Source organism: Ruminococcus flavefaciens MA2007, from assembly GCF_000621845.1.
GTDB classification, from domain to species: domain Bacteria; phylum Bacillota; class Clostridia; order Oscillospirales; family Ruminococcaceae; genus Ruminococcus; species Ruminococcus flavefaciens_E.
In genome coordinates, this window is record NZ_JHXF01000023.1 from 13,592 (window position 1) to 35,147 (window position 21,556).

Genomic DNA, 21,556 nt, shown 5'->3' on the forward strand with positions numbered 1-21,556 from the left:
GGCAATACCCAAGTCATTAACGAATTATTAATTATAAGGAAAGCCGCCAATGTAACTCGGCGGCTTTATCATGGATTTATTTACTGTAGCTTTGTTCGTAATAAAGGTCGGGATCGTATTCCTCCCCTGTTTTGTTATCTACTATCTTGATAGAATCCCTTGCCTTTTCTATCATCACATCGTTTCCTGTTCGGTCAGTGATAAATAGGGTTATAGAGCCTATCTGCACCTCTGCAAGCACCTTTTCTCCTGTTACTACAGGAGTAGCTGCTTCCAGAAGAGTTTCTACCGCATCGGTGTTGGCAAACTCAAAATGCTTCTTTTTGCCGTAGTGAATATAGCTACGTCCTCTGTAAAGTCTGAGGTTGAAAACGGAATCCAGCTTTATGCATTCGTTTGTATAGTTGTCATAATCAGAAGGTTCGTTATAGCTGAAGTCATTAGTGTAATTATAATTCTTGAAATACATCAGTGGGAATACATATTCACGCGCAGGAGATACTGTAACAGGGCTCGAATAGGTATCAATTTCATCAAGAAGCTCGCTGCCCGTCTTTTTGTACGCGATATTATGCTCGTCCATGAAGCGTAAAGACTCATGGCAGGCAGAATTGATTATAATATCGCCTATATAGCTGTAAAACTCCGCGTTCTTGAACTCCTCCGCTGTCATTGCGGTATAATCCCTGCGGATAGCCTCGGCAAGCTCTTTTCCCTCTTCAACTGACAGTTCGATACTCTTGGATACATCCAACTTATCTCTAAATTCAAAATTACAGTAATCAGCATGACTTTCATCGATGTAATCTATGGGATCGCCTTCTCTTCTCAGGCTGTTATAATAAATTTCTTTTGTTTTGTTCTCTGCGAATTCTTTATCTGTATATATATCGCAGCTTATATCTGTGAGCATTTCAGAAGGAACTTTATACTGACGAACAATAGCTGAACCGCCCTTTGTGTAGTATATCATTCTTATATCCGCTATATCCAAATCATAATTTTTTTTCTTTGTTTCGCTATAAAGTCTGTCATCATCACTTAATCTGTAATCTGATAGAACATAGCTGTATTTATCAGGCTCAAAATGGCGGTCTATAATTTCCCTGTTAAGCCTTATAGCGTCATCAATTATCTTCTTGTCATGGAGAATAACAGCATTGTCTGCCATATCATATCCCCATATCTCTATCTCAATATCACTGACCAATAAAGACGAGGGGATATATTTTGCTCTGCCAAGACCGTCTGTAAGCTCAATGACCTTGATAATGCCTATAACAGCTGCGCTTGCAGCGGCAAAGCTTATGATAGCCGTCCAGAAGCGCTTGAAGCCGCGGCGTCTTATGACCTCCATAACGAACCAGATTATACCGCTGATTATAAGCGCTGCTATAAGTCCGCTCTTAATCGCAGTCATCTTCATTATTGTAACAATACTGTAAACCGCTGCCGACATGATGATGTAATAAAATGCTTTGTAAACATAGGGCTTTGAAACGTCCTCTGCCTTGCGGTGCTTGTAAAGCAGGAATGTAATTGCAATTATCACCGCAATAAAAATGAGACTTCTTATAATGAAGTTGAAATACATGGAATCCATGAATGTATACTCGGTCAAATCATATACTGCTCCGCTTGATATATAAGAATGAGGCATATAATAATCATCAAGATAAGTTATAAAAAATCCCAATACGCCTATCGGGCTTGTGGTAAAGAAAGTATAATTCTTGGTGACAGAGCTTTCAGTCAGTCCGAAATGTGCCGCTGAAACGATATTACCCCATGTAATATAAATGAACAGAGGAATCATTACATTTACAGCTGCTATGCTGAACAGTGCCTCGAAGGTGCTGCCTGCAAAGGTAATGGCAAATACAGAGATAGTATACAGCAATATCAGTCCAATTATCATGATAAAGAATATCCTTACCATATCATAGATATAATCCATCACATAGTCCATTTCAACGCAGCACGAACCGATAAGGAGCACTATCAGGGCAACTATTCCGCCTATAAGGAAAGGTACGACATAGGTGATAAGTCCTGAGGAATAATCCGCAAAGAAGCGCTGACGGTTGTTCAACGGAAGCGAATAGTTCATATCCACAATGGATTTATTGTAAAGATAGCGGAAATTGACCATAGGAACTACAAAGCCCATTCCTATACTGAGAAACAGTGCGATGACTGCAATAATTGCAAAGGGTATAGAATCGGTACGGTCAAAGATCTGGTTGTTTTGCAGATGTGTCTCCCATATAAGTATTCCCGCAAATACAGGCAGACAGAAGAGCTGGAATACGATATTGGTGATAAACAGCTTCATATCCTCTGAAAATTTGCTTTTGAAGCGCACAGAGAAGAAGCCTTTCTTTTTATTCTCCGATGTTGTCGCTGCTGTCATAGCCGAGCACCTCCAGTTCATAGATAAATATTTCTTCAAGCGTGAGCGGTATGACCTCTGTCAGCATAGGACGCTTTGTAAGGAGAGAAGCTTTTATTGCCTCTATATCGCCCTTTGCGATTATGAAGCATATACTCTGGCTCTGCTCATAATGGAGTATCTCGATTCCCTCCTGAGCGAAGTCCTCCTTGGTATAGCTCGGTACAGAGCCGTCCTCGTTTTTGTTGAATACCACCTGTATCTTGTGTACGCTGCCCTTAACATCGTCGATATCACGGGAGAATACTATCTTTCCGTTGTGTATCAATGCAGCCGTATCACAGACCTCGTTTATTTCCTTGAGGTTATGTGAGGATATAACTGTTGTAAGCTGACGGTCAAGCATTGCGTCAACAAGCATTTTCTTAACGATGATACGCATTGTGGGATCAAGTCCGTCAAATGCTTCGTCAAGAAGCAGATAATCGGTTCGGCAGGCAAGACCTATGATAACTATCGCCTGTCGCTTCATGCCCTTTGAGAACGTATTTATCTTCTTATCAAGAGGAAGTCCCGTCTTTTTGCGCAGTGCTTCAAATATTTCATCAGAAAAATTGCTATAGTAGTTCTTGTAGTAGTTTTTCAGCTTTTTCAGCGTAAAAGCTCCGAACTGTACGGTCTCGTCATTAATGAAAAATACCTTCTGCTTTACGTCTGTATTATCAAAAACGCTTTCTCCGTCAACGAGGACTTCACCTGATTCGGGAGAATATATGCCAGATATAAGGCGAAGTATAGTGGATTTGCCTGCTCCGTTGGAGCCGAGAAGTCCGAATGCTGTACCTTTTTCGATTTTCAGGTCTACGGCGTCAAGAGCCGTATAGCTGTCGAATTTTTTTACTGTATTCTTTAGTTCGATCATGCTTCATCATTCCTTTCCGTATGAGAGATACAGATTATCTATCCTTGCTTTCAAATCCTCGGGAGATATCCCCTTTTCAAAGGCTTCATTCACAGTGGAATCAAAATCTGTCAGTACCTTTTTTCTGAACTCATCATAATTCTGAGCCGATACGAAGCTCCCCCGCCCCGGAACAGAGTATATCACACCGTTGCGCTCAAGCTCCTGATAAGCCTTGGACACTGTATTGGGGTTGACTCCTGTGGACTTCGCAAGGCTTCTTACGCTGGGAAGCTGATCATTCTCTGCAAGAGTACCGTTTATGATGAGATTTACTATCTTATGATATATCTGCTCATAAATGGGTATCCTGCTCGTCAGGTCAATAGAAAACATAGGCAGCTCCTTTCTGTAGTGTGTGTACTATATCGAATAGTACAGTTATTACACTTGAATAATAACACATATTATCCCGTTTGTCAAGGGCTTTTTTGAAATTTATAAAAAACTCCCACTGTATTATCCAGTGGGAGTTGAAATATAATTATCACTTTTCTGCCTGTGGAAATGCCTTGATCTTGCCGACAACGAAGGATTGCAGAAGCAGAACGTCCGCAATATCAAATGCACCGCTCTGATTTACGTCCATTATTTCAAAATCAGAAGTGTTTTCAAGTGTAAGCTGACTTATAAGAAGCTTTCTCGCTGTAACAACGTCCAGCGAATTTACGCTTGAATCCTTATTAAAATCGCCGATGATAACATCAGGAACTTCAATTTTCTCAAAGTCTATGTCGTTTTTAAGTGCCTTTACAGAACCGTTCACAAAAAGTGATTCTGCGATAAGATTGACTCTGAGGATCGAAAGTCTGCCTGAGAAGCCAGCATTTATACCGCTGATATGTTCGCTCAGGTCAACGCTGCCCTCAAGAATATCTCCGTCATCCTGATCTTTTCTTATGCTGACATATTCCTCGAAGTAGTTTATACCAAAGCAGCCATGGTATTCGTGCTTATAGCTGTAAAGGTCATATTCATGACCGCCTGCTGAATATGTAGTTACATACTCATACAGTTCACGTTTATGTCCGTCTGCCGTTTCTGTCGTTATATACTCACCCGAGCCATATCCGCTTGTTGAATTTGACGGTGAAAAATCAAACCCGTTATTGTCAAACTCACTCTTGCTGTAATTATAGTCTATGGGGAAATTCTTGCATTTTTCGATAATACGAATACCCACGTTCTTCCAGACTGTTGTGGCACTGATGGAATATCCTATCTCGTACTTATCCTCAAAGGTATTTTCAACCTTGTACTTAGCCTTTACGTTATTACAGGAATCAAGAACGAACTTCTCTCTGTCAGGAATACGCTTGCCTGCTGAGAATTCCGAATAATATGTATCCTTTGATTCGGCTTTGAAAAGTCCGTTTTCATAACCGCGCATATAACCCTGAGTAATGGCATTGAAATAGTACGGTGCTATACATACGTCACGATGCTTTTTTACATCTGTGTAGATACTGCCCTTTTCTGTCGGCTCAGCCTCTGTAAGGCTTGTTTCGAGAATATCTACGTTATAATCTCCTGAGAATGAATTGCAGACAACGCTTACACGGGCAAGATTTCCTGCCTCTAAGCCATAGGGCTTTGCTGCATCGATAAGTGCGCATATCGGATATGAAAATTCCTTTGTTTCGCTTTCTTCCTTATCGGTTACATCGTCAACATGGACAATATAGTACGACTTAAATCCTTCTTCCAAAAGCGGCTGTATATCATAGTCGGGATGACTATGACGATAGACCTCGTATTCTTCGCCGTCAAGCTCGATATTACCCTGATATTCAAACATCTCAAGTTCTGACGCGCATGATTTCTCCTGAAATTCCACACGCACATAGGGATCAAGCATATATACTGAAGCGGCAGGGGAAATGCTTTTTGATGACTTATACTTACAGCTTAAATTGTAATTCTTATCAAGAACAGATGCCTTACCGTCAAATTCCTTTCCTACAGAAGCGCATGAGGTTATCCACTCTGAGACCTCTGCATGGAACTTTCCGTCTCCCAGCGGAGTCATCTTTGAATTATTTTCGTGAGAAGGATTTACATATCTTCCGTCTTCAAGCTGGTCAATAGGCCAGCAGGCATTAAAGTTCTGGAATGAATATCTCCAGCCGTCGATATTTTTGACGAAGCTGTGGTCGTAGGTTATCGGCTCGTGGTTCTCGTCCAAGGTCAGTTCTTCCTCGGGCAGCGTAAGATATGAACCTGTCAGGCATGAATTAGTAAAGGAATAGCCTCTACCTTTCTTGCCCTCGTTAAGTATACCGTACTTGTCGAGCCTCGTTCCTGCGCCTGTCAGCTCGTGGAGCTTTGCAAGGTGATCTGAGATATTTGATATCAGGTCTCCATAGAACTGCTCCTCTGTACCTTCCTTTACGATACCTGTTACATTTACTGCATAATAGCGAACAGGAGCTTCTGCGTCCTCTTTTGCTTCCTTGTAAAGTTCATAGACCATATCATCAGATACATATGAGCCTATCTTCTCGCAAGCAGAAAAATCTGTTGACTCAGTGCGCTTTTCAACGATAAAAAGCTCATCCTTGCCGCTGTTGAGCTCAAGAAGAGGTCCGAATTTCAGCTCGCCCTCTTTCTTTATATTGCAGTTAAGGTACATATCCATTTTCAGGTCAAGCTTATCGGCATATTCGGGCAGTGGGAAATCCTTGGACTGATACATGGTGAAATTATCGCAGTCATGCCAGTTTGCGCTATAGCAGAAGTACGTTACGTAAGCCTGATATGAGAACATGGCGTAGCCGCCGTCATACTGAAGCTTGTTGTGGTTCTTGTCGGCGTCATATTCAGTGTTTTCAACAAATCTGTTGCTGCCGAGTCCTGTCCAGTCGATATCGAATTCGTCAAGGACTTCCTGCGGAAAATCAGGTATGTAAATTATGTCCTCTCCTTCTTCTTCGGCATAGACCGCACTGAGCGCATTGACCGTCGGGATATATGCGCAGGATAATGTCATGGCTGCTGAAAGTGCTGATACTATTCTCTTTAGGTTCATTCTTATTCCTCCTTATATCATTTTTTTGTTATTTCAGTATTAATTTACGGCTTTGTTTCGTTATGTTTACTACATTATAACATCGTCGTATACAGATTTCAACCCATTTATTGCTTTTTTATGCATTATCTGTCATTTTACGCCAGCGGTATCATAAGTGTTACGGTCATTCCCTTTTCTATGCAGGAACATATCAGCTCGCCGTTCATCTTGTTCATAAGCTCATTAGAGATATAAAGTCCAAGTCCGTTTCCGTCCTTGCCTGAGGAATTGCTCTTTCCCCTGTAGAACTTGCCTGTGATAAGACCTATCTCCTCTTCGGGGACTCCGTTTCCGTAATCTCTCAGGGACATGGCAAGACATCTGTCCTTGATAGTATAGCTTATATCTATGGGTGTATCCGCGTACTTGTAGGAGTTGCTTATGATATTGCCGATGACCTGTGAAAGACGTATCCTGTCGGTATTGAGGATACACTCGGGGATATCACCCTCCCTTGCAAGAGAACGGATATCGTGCTCCGCAACAAGCTCATGGAGTATGGACGATACCTCGTCACGGCACTCCACGTTCATCTCCCCAAGCTCGTCAAGAGCCGATGACAGAAGGTCGCTTACAAGGACGTTTATCTGCTCTGCTTTCTGGTGGATATTGCTTATCTTATCTGTAACATAGCTGTCCATGACCTTGACGATGAGAAGCTCGCATATGAGCTTTATGCCTGTGATAGGCGTTTTAAGGTCGTGGCTAAGAGAAGCTACCATTTCCTTTTCCTTTATTTTAAGAGCGTCCTCTCTTGCTCGCGCCTCTTTCAGCTCCTCGCGCATTATATCAAAACTCTCGGTAAAGGAACCGAACATATTGGTCTTTTCCAGAAAAACAGGAGCGTCAAGCTCTCCCTGTGCAACTTTTTCCGCAAATATCTCCATTTTTCTGAAAGGTCTTATGATAGTCCTGTGGACGTAGACGCCGTAAAGCACAACCGAAAGAAGCAGTACCGAAATAAACGCCGCTGCTGCATAGATGAGCTTTTTTCTTACTATATTATACCCGTTCTTATCGGGATCGGGTATGACTGCCGTTCCAAGGAAACGTCCGCCCTCATTTATCGCAAGGCAGATATAGCCCTTGTATGTTGACTGCTCGACCGAGGTCACATCTTCAATTTCCTTGCCGCCTGTGGAATATATCATAAATCCGCTGCTGTCAAAGACCTTGAGCTGTGTTCCTAAATCTTCGTTTTCAAGAGAATCTATATGGTCGATGTTCTCCTTAACGGTCTGAATGATGTCATTTATAAAAAGCGGATCTGTTTCATGGCTTCGGTAGGAAATGGTCATCCTTGCAAAAACTGCCAGACCTGCGAGCATTACTGCCGCCAGAAGCAGCAATATCTTGCTGTAATTCTTCATTCTGCCCCTATTCCTCCGTTTTCTCGATGATATAGCCTACTCCCCATACGGTCTTGATTATATCGGGAGCATTCGAATCCTTTTCTATCTTTTCGCGGAGATGACGTATATGCACAGGTATGGTTCCCTCGCCTATGTACTCGTCCTCCCAGACATTTCTGAGAAACTCGTCCTTTGTGACAACTCTGCCGCGGTTATTGAGGAGATACAGAAGCATTTTATACTCCATTTGCTTCATTGTGACTTCTTTCCCGTTTTTATAGAGCTTACGTGTACCCGTATCAAGCAGGATATCCTTTGTTATCCTGCGTTCTGACGTCTCAGCTTCAATGCTTACAGAAACAGCTTTGGCGGAGACAGCATTTGCTGCCTCCGCTGCTTTTTCATATCGGTTTAGTATCGCCTTTACCTTTGCAAGAAGTATATTCAGTGTATAGGGCTTTTTTATGTAGTCGTCACCGCCTATGTTCAGCGCTGTCAGGATATCGTCGTCGCTTGTCCTTGCGCTTATGAACAGTATTGGCATATCGTATGCCGTTCTTATCTGCTTGCAAAGCTCAAAGCCCGAGCGCTCCCCTAAGTTTATATCCAGCAGGATAAGAGACACCTCGTTTTCGTCAAGGAACTTCAAGGTCTCGTCGTATCCCGTAACATAAGCAGTCTTAATATCAAAGATATTGAAGTATTCTGCTGTAGTTTCTGCAATAGTTATATCATCATCTACCATAAGGCACTGATACTTCATCTGCAAGTCCTCCCTTTACTGAGTGATACCTATCTTTCTGCCGTCCTCACCGATAAATACTATCTTGCCCTCAGAGGGGAGCGGAACTGTATTTCCGTAGTTCTTCATATAGCTTGAATAAGTCACGCGGTCATATTTGTCGTATACGTATACTGCGGAATTCTCAGGCATATCAAGGATAATAGTTTTGCTGTCGCCTTTTCCGAGCTTATACCAGACTGCTTTTTTAGTGCTGAGCTTTATCTCCGTTACGTCGCTTTTAAGCTCAGGGACAGCGTCCTCGGAGATAAACTCCAGAGCGCAGTTTGTTATATCTAATATCTCATTACCGTTTTCCGTTCTGACCTCAATATCCTCTAAATCACGTCCGCCTGGCATTACAAGAGCAGCCTGTGCACGGTCAGCGTCAACTATCTTTCTGCCGCCTACATAGCCCCTTATCTCGGGATATGTATTCACCTTCACAAACGGCATTTCTGCGTAATACACATTGGAGTACTTTCCGCTGGAAAGATAGTATTTTTTTCCGCTTCTTGCGTCCCATGCCGCCTGTACATCATCGCTGACGGGATTTTTATCAGCTCTCATCATTTCATATCCCGACATAGAGAAATTTCCCATGCCGCCCAAGTCCATGCAATTATCGGAACAGATATAGTCTCTGCCGTTTCTTTCGCGGAAAATAAGAATGCTCTGATTTTTAGCCTGGATCTCCTTGCCTGAGCCTATCTTGCCGTCCATAAGCACAAAGCTGTCCTCAGTTGTGTACTTATACTGCTTGATATCAGTCTTGTCATCAGTGAATGTCTTTATCTCCATGTACTTCTTATCGGGGAAGCTGACATAATTCAGTCCAGCTGCCGAGATATAGATATCCTCATAAGCCAGATACTTATCGGGAACTGTATCAAGAGTCTCTTTCTTTTCGGGAGCTTTGTGCTCAACATTTATGCCCTTGTCCGCAAGTGCGATATCCATAAGAGCCTCAGCCATAAGAGAATTGTAAAGGCTGCTGCCGCCCGATGAAAGAACTGATACACTTATCTTTTCATCGGGAGCAACAAGAAGCTGTGCGTGCTGATGACTTACGTCGCCGCCCTTGCTAACTACCTTGACACCTGCAGCCTTGTAGTCATCGTAATCTACCTGATCCCAGCCAAGTCCGAAGCCGTCCTCATACTTGTCGGCTGTCTTGTTTTCTGACATTTCTTTCTTTGACTTATCAGTCAGCAGCCTGTTGTCCCCCTTGAAAAAGCTGCTGCCGAATGTGCAGAGCTCTTCTGCTGTGGACATGATACCGCCTGAGCCGAGGTCCATACAATAATCAGGCGTAACCTCAACATTGCCGTTGATGAAGGTCTTGACCATTTCGTCAGTCCTGAATGCGTTCCAGGGAGTGCCTGTCTGCTGCATTCCGAGAGGAACGCAGATATTCTTCTCGATATAATCGGTAAAGCTCTCGCCGCTCACATGCTCGACTATAAGTTCAAGAAGCTCAAAGCCGTCGTTGCAGTACGCACCGTAATCTCCCGGGAATGTCTTGAGTCTCTGGGTGCTCAGCTCTCTCAGCATAGTATCATGAGGAGCTGCGTCCCTGTCGTTGTACAGCATGAAATCCCCTGCTGTAGTGCCCATAAGTCCCGATGTGTGATTCATGAGCATACGAACGGTTATATCCTTGTATCTTTCGTCTGCCATGCGGAAATCGGGCAGATAATCCGTCACGGGAGCGTCAAGCTCCACCTTTCCCTGCTCCACAAGCTGCATAACAGCTGTAGTGGCGAACATCTTGCTGACCGAGCCTATGCAGGAAAAAGTATCACTGCTGCTGTAGGGCTTGTTTGCCGCTGTATTATCCGAACTCTCCGCTGCTGCAAATGTCATTGCAGGGGCAGCGATAAGCGCTGCCGCCAGCAGAGATGCTATTCTTGTTTTTTTCATAATTGATCCCCTCATTCTGTCATAAGCTCGCAGACTGATATCTTCTTTATCTTTCTTGCTCCGATATATGCACAGCCGAAGCAGAACATAAGAAGTATCACGTCAAGTATTATAACCACAGGCATATTTACGCTTACCTTGCCGATATAGCTTGTAAGAAGTTTAAGCAGTGAAACTCCCACAGCAGTACCTGCTGCAACCGAGAACAGAGCCGCAGGCATTATCCTGAATGCGAGCTGCAGCATAAGCTCCCGTGAGGTATAGCCTATGCCTTTCATTATGCCGAATTCCTTGCGCTGTTTTCTGATAGTGGATTCCATGAGTATAAACAGGATTATCATTACAACAAAAACTGATATTATCATAAAAAGCGTCGTCAGGACAGCAATTCCAATAGATATAGCCCCCAGCTGTGTTTCCATTATGCTTCTTACATTCATTATGGACTTGATAATAAATCCGTCACTGTTGCCCTTAATGACAGTGTCACCTGACTGTATAGCGTATTCAACGTGTGTAACGCCATAGTTTGCCATTATCTCGGCAATTTTTCTTTCAGCCTCGTTTCTTATCCTTTCCTCATAGGATTCGCTGTCGCTTCTGTCCTGAGCAACATCTGCAACGCTTCTGCCGTACTTCTCGGTAAGAGAATATCTTATCTCATCAGCATCAACGCCCTCATTTAGATATATCTCAATAGTATCGGGCTTGTAGGTCGGAACTATGCGCTTCATACCGTCCATGGTGATATACAGGTTCATACCGCCGTTGGTTGCAGACGTAACAAGTCCTGTGATAACGTATTTTCTTCTGACATTGACATTGTCAAGAGTAATACTGTCTCCTGTTTTGAGCTTGCAAAGCTTAGCGTACATATTTGTTATCATGACCTCGTTGTCATGCTCGGGGAAACGTCCCTCAGAGGGGAATATATTCTCGGCTTCGCTGAAATCATCAAGCGCAACGGGTATCATCAGGTCGTTGTTATAATCAGGTGCTGTGAGATATGTAGTAAAACCTGATGTGGGAACAGCCTTTCTTATCTCAGGTATTTCCACAAGCTCTTCAGCAAACGCATATGCATCGCTTGTATTCATAAGCTCAACACGGAGGTCACTGAGCTCTACACCTGCGCTGACCGCTATAGCGTTCATATCCCCTGAGAAGAAATTGAACATTACAAAGCAAACAACGATAGTTATCGTGGAAATAGTGACACAAAGAGTAAGTCCGAGATTCTGCTTGAAGTTTTTAAGGAATCCCTTCATTGCAAGACGGAGATGAACGCTCTTTTTTGTCTTTCTGAGCGGGAAATGCTCCTTGCCGAAGCGGTGGTCGCCCTGTCCCTTGCGAAATGCACGTACAGGGGGATAATTTCTGACCTTGAAAGCTCTTATAAAGGAAATAAAAGCTACAAATGCCAGTATTACAGCCACTGTAACAGCGATAGGCATTGATGATACAGAACTGCCGCTGGGATGTCCCGATACTATCTCACCAACGCTGATAAGTGCAGGTGTTACCAGTAAAGACAGTCCTGTGCCGAGGATAATGCCTGCAAGCGAGATAAGGATATACTCAAGGACGTAGGAAAGAGTAATATCAGTTGATTTATAGCCTAAAGCTTCAAGTACTCCGATAGAAACTATCTGCTCGCTGATATCTCCTGCAATTCTGAATCTTATCATAACAGCAACGCAAACAATTATAACAGCAGACATTACGATAAGGAATTTCAGGAGAAGCTCCGCAGTGTAAGTAACTCCCATCTTCAATCCCTCATAGGTTATTCCAAGAGCAGAGCCCGAAATATCTTTTCCCGAATAATCCGAGAATTCTTTAAGCATATCATTGAAAAGCTCTGTTCCGCCCTTGCCTTTGAAGTCATTGAAACCAAGTACCACATATTTATCAAGGATAGCTTCAAGAACATGATAATCGCTCTCTGAAACTATCATTTTAAGTATGCTGTTCGGAGTATCAAAGAGAGCAGTATCATAGAAACCTGCTACAGTAAAAGTGAACTTCCTTGTACCGTATATCATTTCAAATTTGTCGCCCTCTTTATAGTTCATACTGTCACGTACCGAATAGGGCATATAGATCGGGTGCTCCATAGCGGCTATCTCGCTGTCGCTGAGCTTAGTCTCCATTGGAGAATGCTGTATCTTTGCTTCGTTTTCCTGTGTGATAAAGCACATATACATGGACTGTTCCTTGCCCAGCGCATTGAGATAATTGGTGCTCATGCTGTAGAGAGCCTCTGAACGGGCGCAGTCCTCTACTCTGTCGTCCTCCTTCAGGATATCAATAAATTTATCATCAAAATCCTTTTCGGTTATAAGCACGTAGTTCTCATAGCTTCCCGTGTTCTTCATCATATTAGGGAATATGTTTTTTAAGCCGATAATGCCTCCAAACGCCGAAGCACAGAGCATCATGCAAAGCATTACCAGTATCATAAGAGCTATTGATTCAAGCTTGTGCTTTTTTATATTTGCCCATGATAGTCTGACGATCTTGTTCATAACGATCACCAGCCCATTCCGTCAAGAAATTCCTGCAAGCCGTCTCTGCGCTTTTTCAGGTCGTCTGTACCGTATATTGGCATTTCATACTCGCCGACTATCGCGCCGTCTGACAGGAATATGACTCTGTTGCCGCGAAGAGCGGTTTTGATATCATGAGTAATCATTACAATGCTCTGTCCCTTGCTGTGAAGCTCGGTGAAAATATCAAGCACATCGCGGCTTGACGCCGAATTGAGACTTCCCGTAGGCTCGTCAGCAAAGAGTATCTTAGGATCGTTGATGACAGCACGGACTATGCCGACACGCTGACATTCACCGCCGGATAGCTGATTGGGATATTTTTTCCATATCTCCTCTTTTATGCCTACCTTTTTAAGAAGGTCTCCCACCTTTTTTACCAGCTCGGGGGAATTCTTCTGAGCAACAAGTGCTCCCGTCATGATATTGTCAAAGACGGTCATATTCTCTAAAAGGTATATGCTCTGGAATACGAAACCGCAGTTTTTGCGTCTGAAAACTGCAAGCTGGTCGTTGGAATACCCTGAGATATCCTCATTTCCGAAGAATACCTTTCCTAATGTGGGCTTATCCATTCCCGAGAGTGCATATAACAATGTGGATTTTCCGGAACCTGACGCGCCCATGATAACAGTGAAGTCCTTTTCTCTTATCTCGATGTCGAGATTCTTGATAACGTGCTGCTGAACGCCGCCGTTTGAAAAGGTCTTGCACAGCTTTTCGGTATGAAGTATAGAAGAACTCATATTTTTCTCTCCTTTTTTGCGGCGCACTATTATAATATAATAGCTGCGTACACCGCTGATGATCTAAACAGCTCCGATGTCTGTAATTACATTATACATCACACCGTCAGAAAAGTCTTTATCATACTAATATCAATTTCTTATCAGATTCTTAACTGTTTCTTTCCGCTTTATAAATAAAATTATACCACATATCAGAAAGCAAATCAATTTCTATTATAACAGCTGACATTTTATTTTAAAAATGTGGTTCGCAGGTAGATAAAGTAATATATCTTTACATATTGTGCACAAATATTTGTTAAATGTTAGGCTCCTATTTGTAACGCTAAAATTCAGGCTGCTGTGTTTTTTGAAGCTTCGTCGAGTCACAGAATTTGCCTGTATATCGGGATTTATAAAATTTAAGTTCACATATTATACACAAAGCCTGCTTCAAATTAGCGCTAATGAATAGTTTTTTTAAGGAATATATAAAAAACATTTAAGATATATTTAAGGACTATTTAATAATTTCTGTGTTATAATCATAAATGAACAGCAAAGCTGTGTATACGCGGTCAGAGTTTCTCAGCTGCTGTTTGGGATTATAGAGGACAGTTTCTGCAAGAATAATGGGGTATTATTTATTAATGCAGAAATATATCCGCCCATTACAATATACGAAAGGAAAAATAATTATGAACACACACACACACGTCAACACAAGTACAATTGTAAGAAAATTCCCTGAATGGGCAAGGGTAGATCGCGTCATCAATGGGGTAGAGATCTACAACATGAATATTTTCGATAATATCATGACTTTCAATCAGGATAATCTGGACGGTGACGCAATTGATTACTTCGGCACAAAGATAACCTACGGAGAGCTCCCTGCACTTCGTGAAGCCTATGCAAAGGGCTTAAAGCTTGCAGGCGTCAAGGAGGGCGACGTTGTTACTCTCTGCCTCCCCGTAAGCATTGAAAACCTTATGCTGCTTTTCGCCTGCAACCTGATAAAGGCTGTAAGCAATAACGTAAACTTTCTGTTCCTGAAAGATGATTTTCCGCTTTATACAAAGGACAAGGGTTCAGAGATAATCATTACTCTGGACGCATTTCTTCCTTATTTCACAGAGCATCTTTCAAACAGCAGCATCAAAAAGGTCATCTTGATGAGCCTTGACGATTTCCTGCCGCAGGAAAAGAAGGGAATGTTCCTTGATACTTCGGAAATGCCCGAGAAAATGCAGGAAGTTTTCGACATCAAGCAGATAACAGAGTGTCTGATGAACCTTGACAAGATAAAGGGCGTGGAATTCATACGCCTTGAAGACCTCAGACAGGCAGGCGAAAACAGTGACATAGAGCTGGACCTCGGTCCTACAGACCTTGACCGCGATATCAGCTATTTCTATACAAGCGGTACTACAAGCAAGCCTAAATGCGTTGTTTATAAGGAGTACTCGCTGAACGCATACGTTGAGATGCACGCAGGTCTCGATACACAGAATTATGTCGGAGAGCGCAATTTCCAGTGCATTCCCCTGACACATATGACAGGCGAGCGCGTTTGCGCTATCATGCCCCTTGCAAGAGGAGGTACACTGGTTCCGAGACCTATCTATAATAAATACACATTCGCAAGGGACCTTTCCGAGACAAACTGCAACTGCGTAATGGCAACTGCAAGCTTCTATCTTACAAGCGTAAGACAGGGAGTTCTCTCCCCTACCGCACTTGAAATGCTCAGACGTCCTGCTTCGGGCGGAGAAGCTGTAAATGTAAACTCTGTCCGCAAGATAGACAAGTGGCTCCGCGATAACGGCTGCAATGTGAGATTCTCACTGGGCGGCGGCGCAAGCGAAGAGGGCGGCGCAACTCTGGTCACATACTTCATGGACGAGGAAACAAAGACCAACGAAACAGGCAAGCCGCTTGAGCCATATGTATACGTAAAGCTTGTGGACGATGACGGAAATATCGTTGACGAGGACGAGGTACTGGCTAATCTTCACGCTTCAAGCCCTGCTTCGGCAGACCGTTATCTGAACAATCCCGAGGCTACAGCAGAGCGCTGGTACTATGACGAGAACGGCATGAAATGGGGAGTTACAGGCGATATCGCTGTAAGGCACGCAGACGGCTCATATACTATCATGGGAAGAGCTTCCGACTCTTATGTTGATAAGAACGGCAAGCGCGTATATCTCTTTATGATAGAGAGCACTCTCGACGAGAACGATCCTATCAATGAGTGGGAGATAAGCGCTTTCAAGAACGAGCGCGGCGGCTACGACGTTGTAGGTCAGATAATCCTTGATCCCGACGAAGCAGAGCCAAGTGCTGAGCTCGTTGAATATATCTGCAATAAATATCACCTTGACGCTGTCAAGTTCTACAAGGAATTTGAGATCGGCGAAATAACCGCTAAGAGAGACTATATCCTCCTTACTCACGATTACAGAGGATATGTTGCACCTTGCGGAAACGGTCGTCTTTTACTTATAGATTATTCGGAAAACGGCAGTACAATAATTTTCAGAACAGGCAAAAATTTCGTAATACCAGTAACAGAAAGCTACGGCGAGGAGGAAAAGTAATGAAAGCATCAAGAATATTAGCTGCTCTTGTTTCAGCAGTAACATTGACAAACACAGCAGGAATGTCTGCTTTTGCAGCAAACAATGACAAAAATGCAACAAACGGCGATTACAACTATGTAGCACTCGGCGACAGTATCGCAGCAGGCTTCGGTCTTGCAGGGGGCAATATTACAGAGGATCCTGCACTTGTCATCACAGACAAGCTCCTTGCTGATCCCGTAAAGGGCGCATATCCTGCAATTTTCACAGAATATCTTGAAAAGCTCGGCGAAGAAAAGGGCTACAATGTCAAGGGCACAAACCTTGCTTCAACAGCCTACCGTGCAGAGGATATTGAAAAGACAATAAAGAACGAAGGCTATAAGGGTGAATTCGCTTCAACAATACTTGAAATGTATCTCGGCGAGGGCGCAAGCGACGTACTTACCCCCTACCATGATTACTACAACAAGTACCTCTCAGAAGCAGACCTTGTAAGCATTCAGCTCGGCGGAAACGATATTATCATGAGCATCGTTCCTCAGATGGTATTCAGCGAAAATCCTGTCCTCAGAGCAGCAGGTACTTCACTCATGCTCACACTGTTCGGTATGGACACAGAAATAGCTCTCGGCGGCGGTCTCCAGATAATCAACGAGAACAAGGACAGCATAACCTCTGATGATTTCATCGAAGCCGCAAGCTTCATGTACAATGTAAGCGCAAAGGCTGACGAACTTGTTGACGATTCGGCAAGCCACGTAAAGGGCGTTGTTGAGGCAGTCAAGGGAATCAACGGCGACGCTGATATAGCTCTCGTCGGTATGTTCAATCCTTACCGTACAGCTGAGGAATCCGAGACAATGGAAGAGGATATCTTTGAGGTACTGGGAAAAATTTACGCTGCTGCTGCAAATGCTGCTGCCGAGAGCGAGGACGAGCTCACTGCAAGCGGCAAGCAGACTGCAAATTACATAAACAACCTTAATGATAAGGTCGACAAGATAACAGAAATAGAAGATATCATGGATAAGTACAACGACTCGGCAGAGCTTGAAGACGTTCTGTCAATGGTTGAAAAGTACGATGATATCACTGAGGTTCAGGAGCTTTCAGAACTTGTAGCTGTTTCCAAGAACGCTCCCGCAAAGGAAGAGCTTATGGACGTTCTTCTCAAATACGACGATATCAACGAGCTCCAGTCAGTTATTGATCTCATCAATAACTATGACGACCTTTCAGAGCTTACAGACCTTATGGAAGTTATGTCAAAGAACCGCACAGAAAGTCAGGCAACAGCTGAAAAAGCTATCGCAGCTGAGATAGCTGCTCCTATGGCTATGCAGGCAGCAGGCAAGAACGTTGATCCTCAGATGCGCCGTCTCAATGAGAAGCTCATTGAAGTCGCAGCACAAACAGGCGCAACTTATGTTGACGTTTACGGCATCTCTCCCGAGGACGACTTCGATCCACACCCAAATGCAAACGGTCACAAGGAGATCGCTGATATCCTGTTCAATACAATGTCCGAAACTATCAATAAAAGAATGGTAGTTCCGGAGCCTGTTGAAGAGCCAGCTCCTGAGGAAACGCTTCCTGCTGAAGAGGTATCAAATTACAACTTTAGGGTTCTCGGAGATGTCAATGGCGATGATGAGGTAAATACAGATGACGCAATGCTCATAATGTCTCACGTACTTGGTTATATACAGCTTTCAGACGCTGATCTCAGATATGCTGATATCAACGAAGACGGTGAAGTCGATTGGTACGACAGCTATGTACTTATGTTATTCACAAGTGATTACGATCCAAGATACAACTGGTACAACACCAATCCTTACACTATGGGATACTTTTATCCGACAAGACCTTACGGCAGAATGCACTCACCTTACGGAAGAATGCACGCTCCTTACGGCAGAGTAAGATAAAAACGAATTATCGGGGCTTTTAGCCCCGATTTTTTTGCAGTCATTGTTTTTTTCAATTACTTATGATATAATAATTTTGAAATCAAACTGCATACTATGCAGAATCAAACTCAAAGAGGTGAATATCATGAGAAGATGCGTTGTATACGCTCCATGCAAGGTTTGAGGGAACTGCATGGAGAATAACTTGATAATACCCTCGGACTTTGCATTTCTGACGATAAATAATATCAAAGGAGCAAAGTCAAATGAAAACTTCGATAAAGCAACTCAAAAGCTATTTATTACTATGGGGCACACAATCTCTTTCTACGCTGGGAAGCTCGATGACCGCCTATGCACTTGGACTGTGGCTGTACAAAAGCACAGGCTCGGCACTGAAAACAGCTCTGCTGACTGTATGCTCATACGCGCCCTATGTGGCAATGAGCATTTTTGCAGGAGCACTGAGCGATAAATGGAACAAAAAGCGGACAATGCTCGTATGCGACCTGTTCGCGGCATTCACAACAATAGCAGCTTTTCTGCTGGTAAAAAAAGGTTCTCTCGCGCCGTGGCATCTTTATATACTCAATGCTTTAAACGGTCTTATGAATACAGTCCAGCAGCCTGCAAGCGAAGTAGCGGCAACTCAGCTAATTCCAAAGGAATACTATCAGAAAACAGGAGCTCTGCGCTCGCTTTCCCAGTCCATGAATACTATACTGACGCCTGTACTGGCTACAATGCTGTTTGCATTCGGCGGTATATCAGCAGTTATGACTGTTGACCTTATCACCTTTTCAGCGGCGTTCATGGTACTGCTGCTGTTTATAAAGATACCTGAGCCAAAGCACACCGAAAAGACTGATGTATCCATTATTTCTTCCGCAATGGAAGGTCTTTCATGGCTGAAGGCAAATCCGCTGATACTCAAGCTGATTTTCTTCCTTTCAGGCATAAATCTCATAGCTTCGGCATATAATGCAGCTCTGTCCCCTATGATACTCTCAAAGTCCAACGGCGGCGAGGGAGTTCTTGGCACGGTCAATTTCTGCGTCGGAGCCGCAACATTTCTGGGAACGTTCATAGCTTCGTCCACACGTCCGCCTAAAAGCCGAATAAAGGCTATCTGCCTTTCACTTTTCGTATCCATGAGCACGGAGAATTTCATGCTGGCATTCAGTGATTCACCTGTGGTATGGTGTGCGGCGGCAGTTCTTGGCTGGCTTTTCATACCTTATATGGGAGCAAATCTGGACGTTGTTTTCAGAAGCACTATACCTGCCGATATGCAGGGCAGAGTCTACTCATGCCGAAATACGCTGCAATTCTTCACTATCCCTGTAGGCTATCTGTCGGGAGGCATACTTATCGACAAGGTCTTTGAGCCTTTCATGTCAGGGCAAGCCTCGGATACTCTATTTGTATCATTATTCGGCAGCGGTAAGGGTTCGGGAGCAGCTATGCTCTTTGCTATCCTCGGAGTGTCGGGCGTTGCGGTATGCGTAATTTTCAGCCTGCTTCTGAAAAAAGAAAAGGAATAATCTGCTATAATACAAAAAGGAGCCATAAAGGCTCCTTTTTCATTATATTTATCAGACTTTGCATCATTCTCTGAAGCGATCACGTTGTTCCGTGACGCTTATCTATCGTGCCGCGTTTTTTCTCAGGGTGAAGCTCATAGTACATCTTTTTATCGACGTACATAAGCTCGTCTGCATTATGGAGAGCAAGACGTACATTCTTTACATCGCTTTCATAAGCCACACCTATAGCAAATACAACGTTTTCGTATTTTTCGGATTCCCTGCGCAGCTTATCAGCCTTGTCCTTCAATTCTTCCGCTGTGATATCGGGCATGATAACAACAAACTCGTCACCGCCTGCGCGGAATATCTCATGTATCGCAAAAACATCACGGAGAGCATTTGCTGCGTTTTTCAGCAGCATATCTCCTGCATTATGTCCGCCGCCGTCATTGACTGCTTTCAGACCGTTAAGGTCAGCAAACAGAACTCCCACAGACTTTTTCGATGAACTCCGAGCCAGTGCGTCAACGTAGTTGTTCATCTCATTGCGATTCATAACTCCTGTGAGCATATCAGTTGAGCTGAGAACATGAAGTCTGTCCATCATACGGTAGCTGTAAAGCTCCGAAGCAAGGATAAAGGTAGTCAGTTCAAGAGTTTCCTTTATGGTATCTGCTGCTTCAGCGCTAAAGTTGAGCGCCCAGATATAGCCTAAAAGCTCATTTTTGAACTCAAGGGGGAACAGTACAATGGTTTTGCCGCCTGCACTTGTAATAGATTTATGCCAGAGAGGATTTCGCTCCTTGACTATTTCCATATCATGCTCGTTTTTAACGATAACACAGTTGCTTCCCGAAATAGTATCCTTCCATGAGTCAGCGATATCATAGAAAGCGTCGTCCACATAGTTTTCCATGGGCAAAAGCTTGGTATCCTCCGCAAAAGCCTCGCATAGAACCGAGCATTTGCGTTTCTCAGTATCCATAAGAAGAATACAGCAGTGCTCGGAATCGCAGAGGTCACGTATATCTTTACAGATAGAAGCCATAGTTTCCTTGAAATCATCAGGACTTCTCAGTTTGATACAGGTCTCAAGAACAGCTGAGGCTATATCAGCGGAAATAGTGGACATTCTTTTAGCGTCAGGCTTGAAGTTCACTTCCATGATGTACATACAGTAGCAGATATTGCCGTCATCGGGGAAAAGCGGCAAAAACGTCATATTGAACCATACATCGAACCTTGCAGGGTGTGCATAGGCGTGAATGCATTTCTTGTTGACTGCCGCATTATAGCAGGCGTCCTCGAAATTCATGTCACGGGTTAGGTAGTTTGTGTATTCACTGTTGGGAATGAATTTCTGTGTAAGCATTGCCAGATTATCAGCAGGATGTTCAATACTGTCGATGTAAGGCTTATTTCCCGTAACAATGCGAACTTTTCCGTAATTTCCGTTTACAAGCTTCTCAACAGACACAACACAGGCTGCTGTCGGGACACTGTCAACAAATGACTGAAAATCCATAAAAGCTCCCCCTTTTTATTTTAAAATAAATCAAATAATCAGTATTTCTCTGCGTTTATAAAAAACTCTCTGAATTTATTGTACTATTTTTTACGCGATTCTTCAAGGATATTTTGTTAATAATATAATATCCGTATCTTTTTTGTGATTATATACAATGAAAAGCAGTTTTAGTTGTAGATAAATACCACAGCAGCCTTATTCTCACAAATAAAGAAGATCCTGTATCCAGCAGCAATTCCGAA

At 43.3% G+C, this 21,556-nt stretch carries 13 protein-coding genes; 3 read left to right on the forward strand and 10 right to left on the reverse strand.

All coding sequences use genetic code 11. The features are described 5' to 3' along the window. Positions 1–76 precede the first annotated feature (76 nt). From T497_RS0110440 to T497_RS0110480, 9 genes are all read right to left on the reverse strand, one after another. Complete coding sequence (locus T497_RS0110440; RefSeq protein WP_028515567.1) at positions 77–2,413, reverse strand: ABC transporter permease; 2,337 nt, start codon at positions 2,411–2,413, stop codon at positions 77–79. Beyond that, positions 2,385–3,314, reverse strand: a complete 930-nt coding sequence (locus tag T497_RS0110445) for an ABC transporter ATP-binding protein (RefSeq protein ID WP_028515568.1) — start codon at positions 3,312–3,314, stop codon at positions 2,385–2,387. The genes T497_RS0110440 and T497_RS0110445 overlap by 29 nt, the downstream gene beginning before the upstream one ends. Positions 3,315–3,320: 6 nt before the next feature. After that, on the reverse strand, positions 3,321–3,689 hold the full coding sequence (locus T497_RS0110450) for a GntR family transcriptional regulator (RefSeq protein WP_028515569.1): 369 nt from the start codon (positions 3,687–3,689) through the stop codon (positions 3,321–3,323). A gap of 151 nt (positions 3,690–3,840) precedes the next feature. Next, complete coding sequence (locus T497_RS0110455) at positions 3,841–6,381, reverse strand: dockerin type I repeat-containing protein (RefSeq protein ID WP_028515570.1); 2,541 nt, start codon at positions 6,379–6,381, stop codon at positions 3,841–3,843. Between the two features lie 137 nt (positions 6,382–6,518). Further along, entirely contained in the window at positions 6,519–7,793 is a 1,275-nt protein-coding gene (locus tag T497_RS16595) for a sensor histidine kinase (protein WP_051530626.1), read from the reverse strand. Positions 7,794–7,800: 7 nt separating this feature from the next. Further along, positions 7,801–8,538 carry a response regulator transcription factor gene (locus T497_RS0110465; protein ID WP_028515571.1) on the reverse strand — a complete coding sequence of 246 codons (738 nt, stop codon included), beginning with the start codon at positions 8,536–8,538 and terminating at the stop codon, positions 7,801–7,803. Positions 8,539–8,553: 15 nt separating this feature from the next. Next, positions 8,554–10,479 carry a serine hydrolase domain-containing protein gene (locus T497_RS0110470; protein WP_028515572.1) on the reverse strand — a complete coding sequence of 642 codons (1,926 nt, stop codon included), beginning with the start codon at positions 10,477–10,479 and terminating at the stop codon, positions 8,554–8,556. 11 nt (positions 10,480–10,490) lie between these two features. Further along, positions 10,491–13,007 (reverse strand): ABC transporter permease, encoded by a 2,517-nt coding sequence (locus tag T497_RS0110475; protein WP_037324896.1) that lies wholly within the window; start codon positions 13,005–13,007, stop codon positions 10,491–10,493. A 5-nt stretch (positions 13,008–13,012) separates the two neighbouring features. Next, entirely contained in the window at positions 13,013–13,774 is a 762-nt protein-coding gene (locus tag T497_RS0110480) for an ABC transporter ATP-binding protein (protein WP_028515574.1), read from the reverse strand. Positions 13,775–14,454: 680 nt separating this feature from the next. Here T497_RS0110480 and T497_RS0110485 point away from each other — a divergent pair. From T497_RS0110485 to T497_RS0110495, 3 genes are all read left to right on the forward strand, one after another. Beyond that, entirely contained in the window at positions 14,455–16,359 is a 1,905-nt protein-coding gene (locus tag T497_RS0110485; RefSeq protein ID WP_028515575.1) for a class I adenylate-forming enzyme family protein, read from the forward strand. After that, positions 16,359–18,275 (forward strand): dockerin type I domain-containing protein, encoded by a 1,917-nt coding sequence (locus T497_RS16600; protein WP_155266897.1) that lies wholly within the window; start codon positions 16,359–16,361, stop codon positions 18,273–18,275. The genes T497_RS0110485 and T497_RS16600 overlap by 1 nt, the downstream gene beginning before the upstream one ends. 248 nt (positions 18,276–18,523) lie before the next feature. After that, entirely contained in the window at positions 18,524–19,801 is a 1,278-nt protein-coding gene (locus T497_RS0110495) for an MFS transporter (protein WP_028515576.1), read from the forward strand. A gap of 79 nt (positions 19,802–19,880) precedes the next feature. Here T497_RS0110495 and T497_RS0110500 read toward each other — a convergent pair whose 3' ends face one another. Continuing rightward, on the reverse strand, positions 19,881–21,311 hold the full coding sequence (locus T497_RS0110500) for a GGDEF domain-containing protein (RefSeq protein WP_028515577.1): 1,431 nt from the start codon (positions 21,309–21,311) through the stop codon (positions 19,881–19,883). Positions 21,312–21,556: the final 245 nt, after the last annotated feature.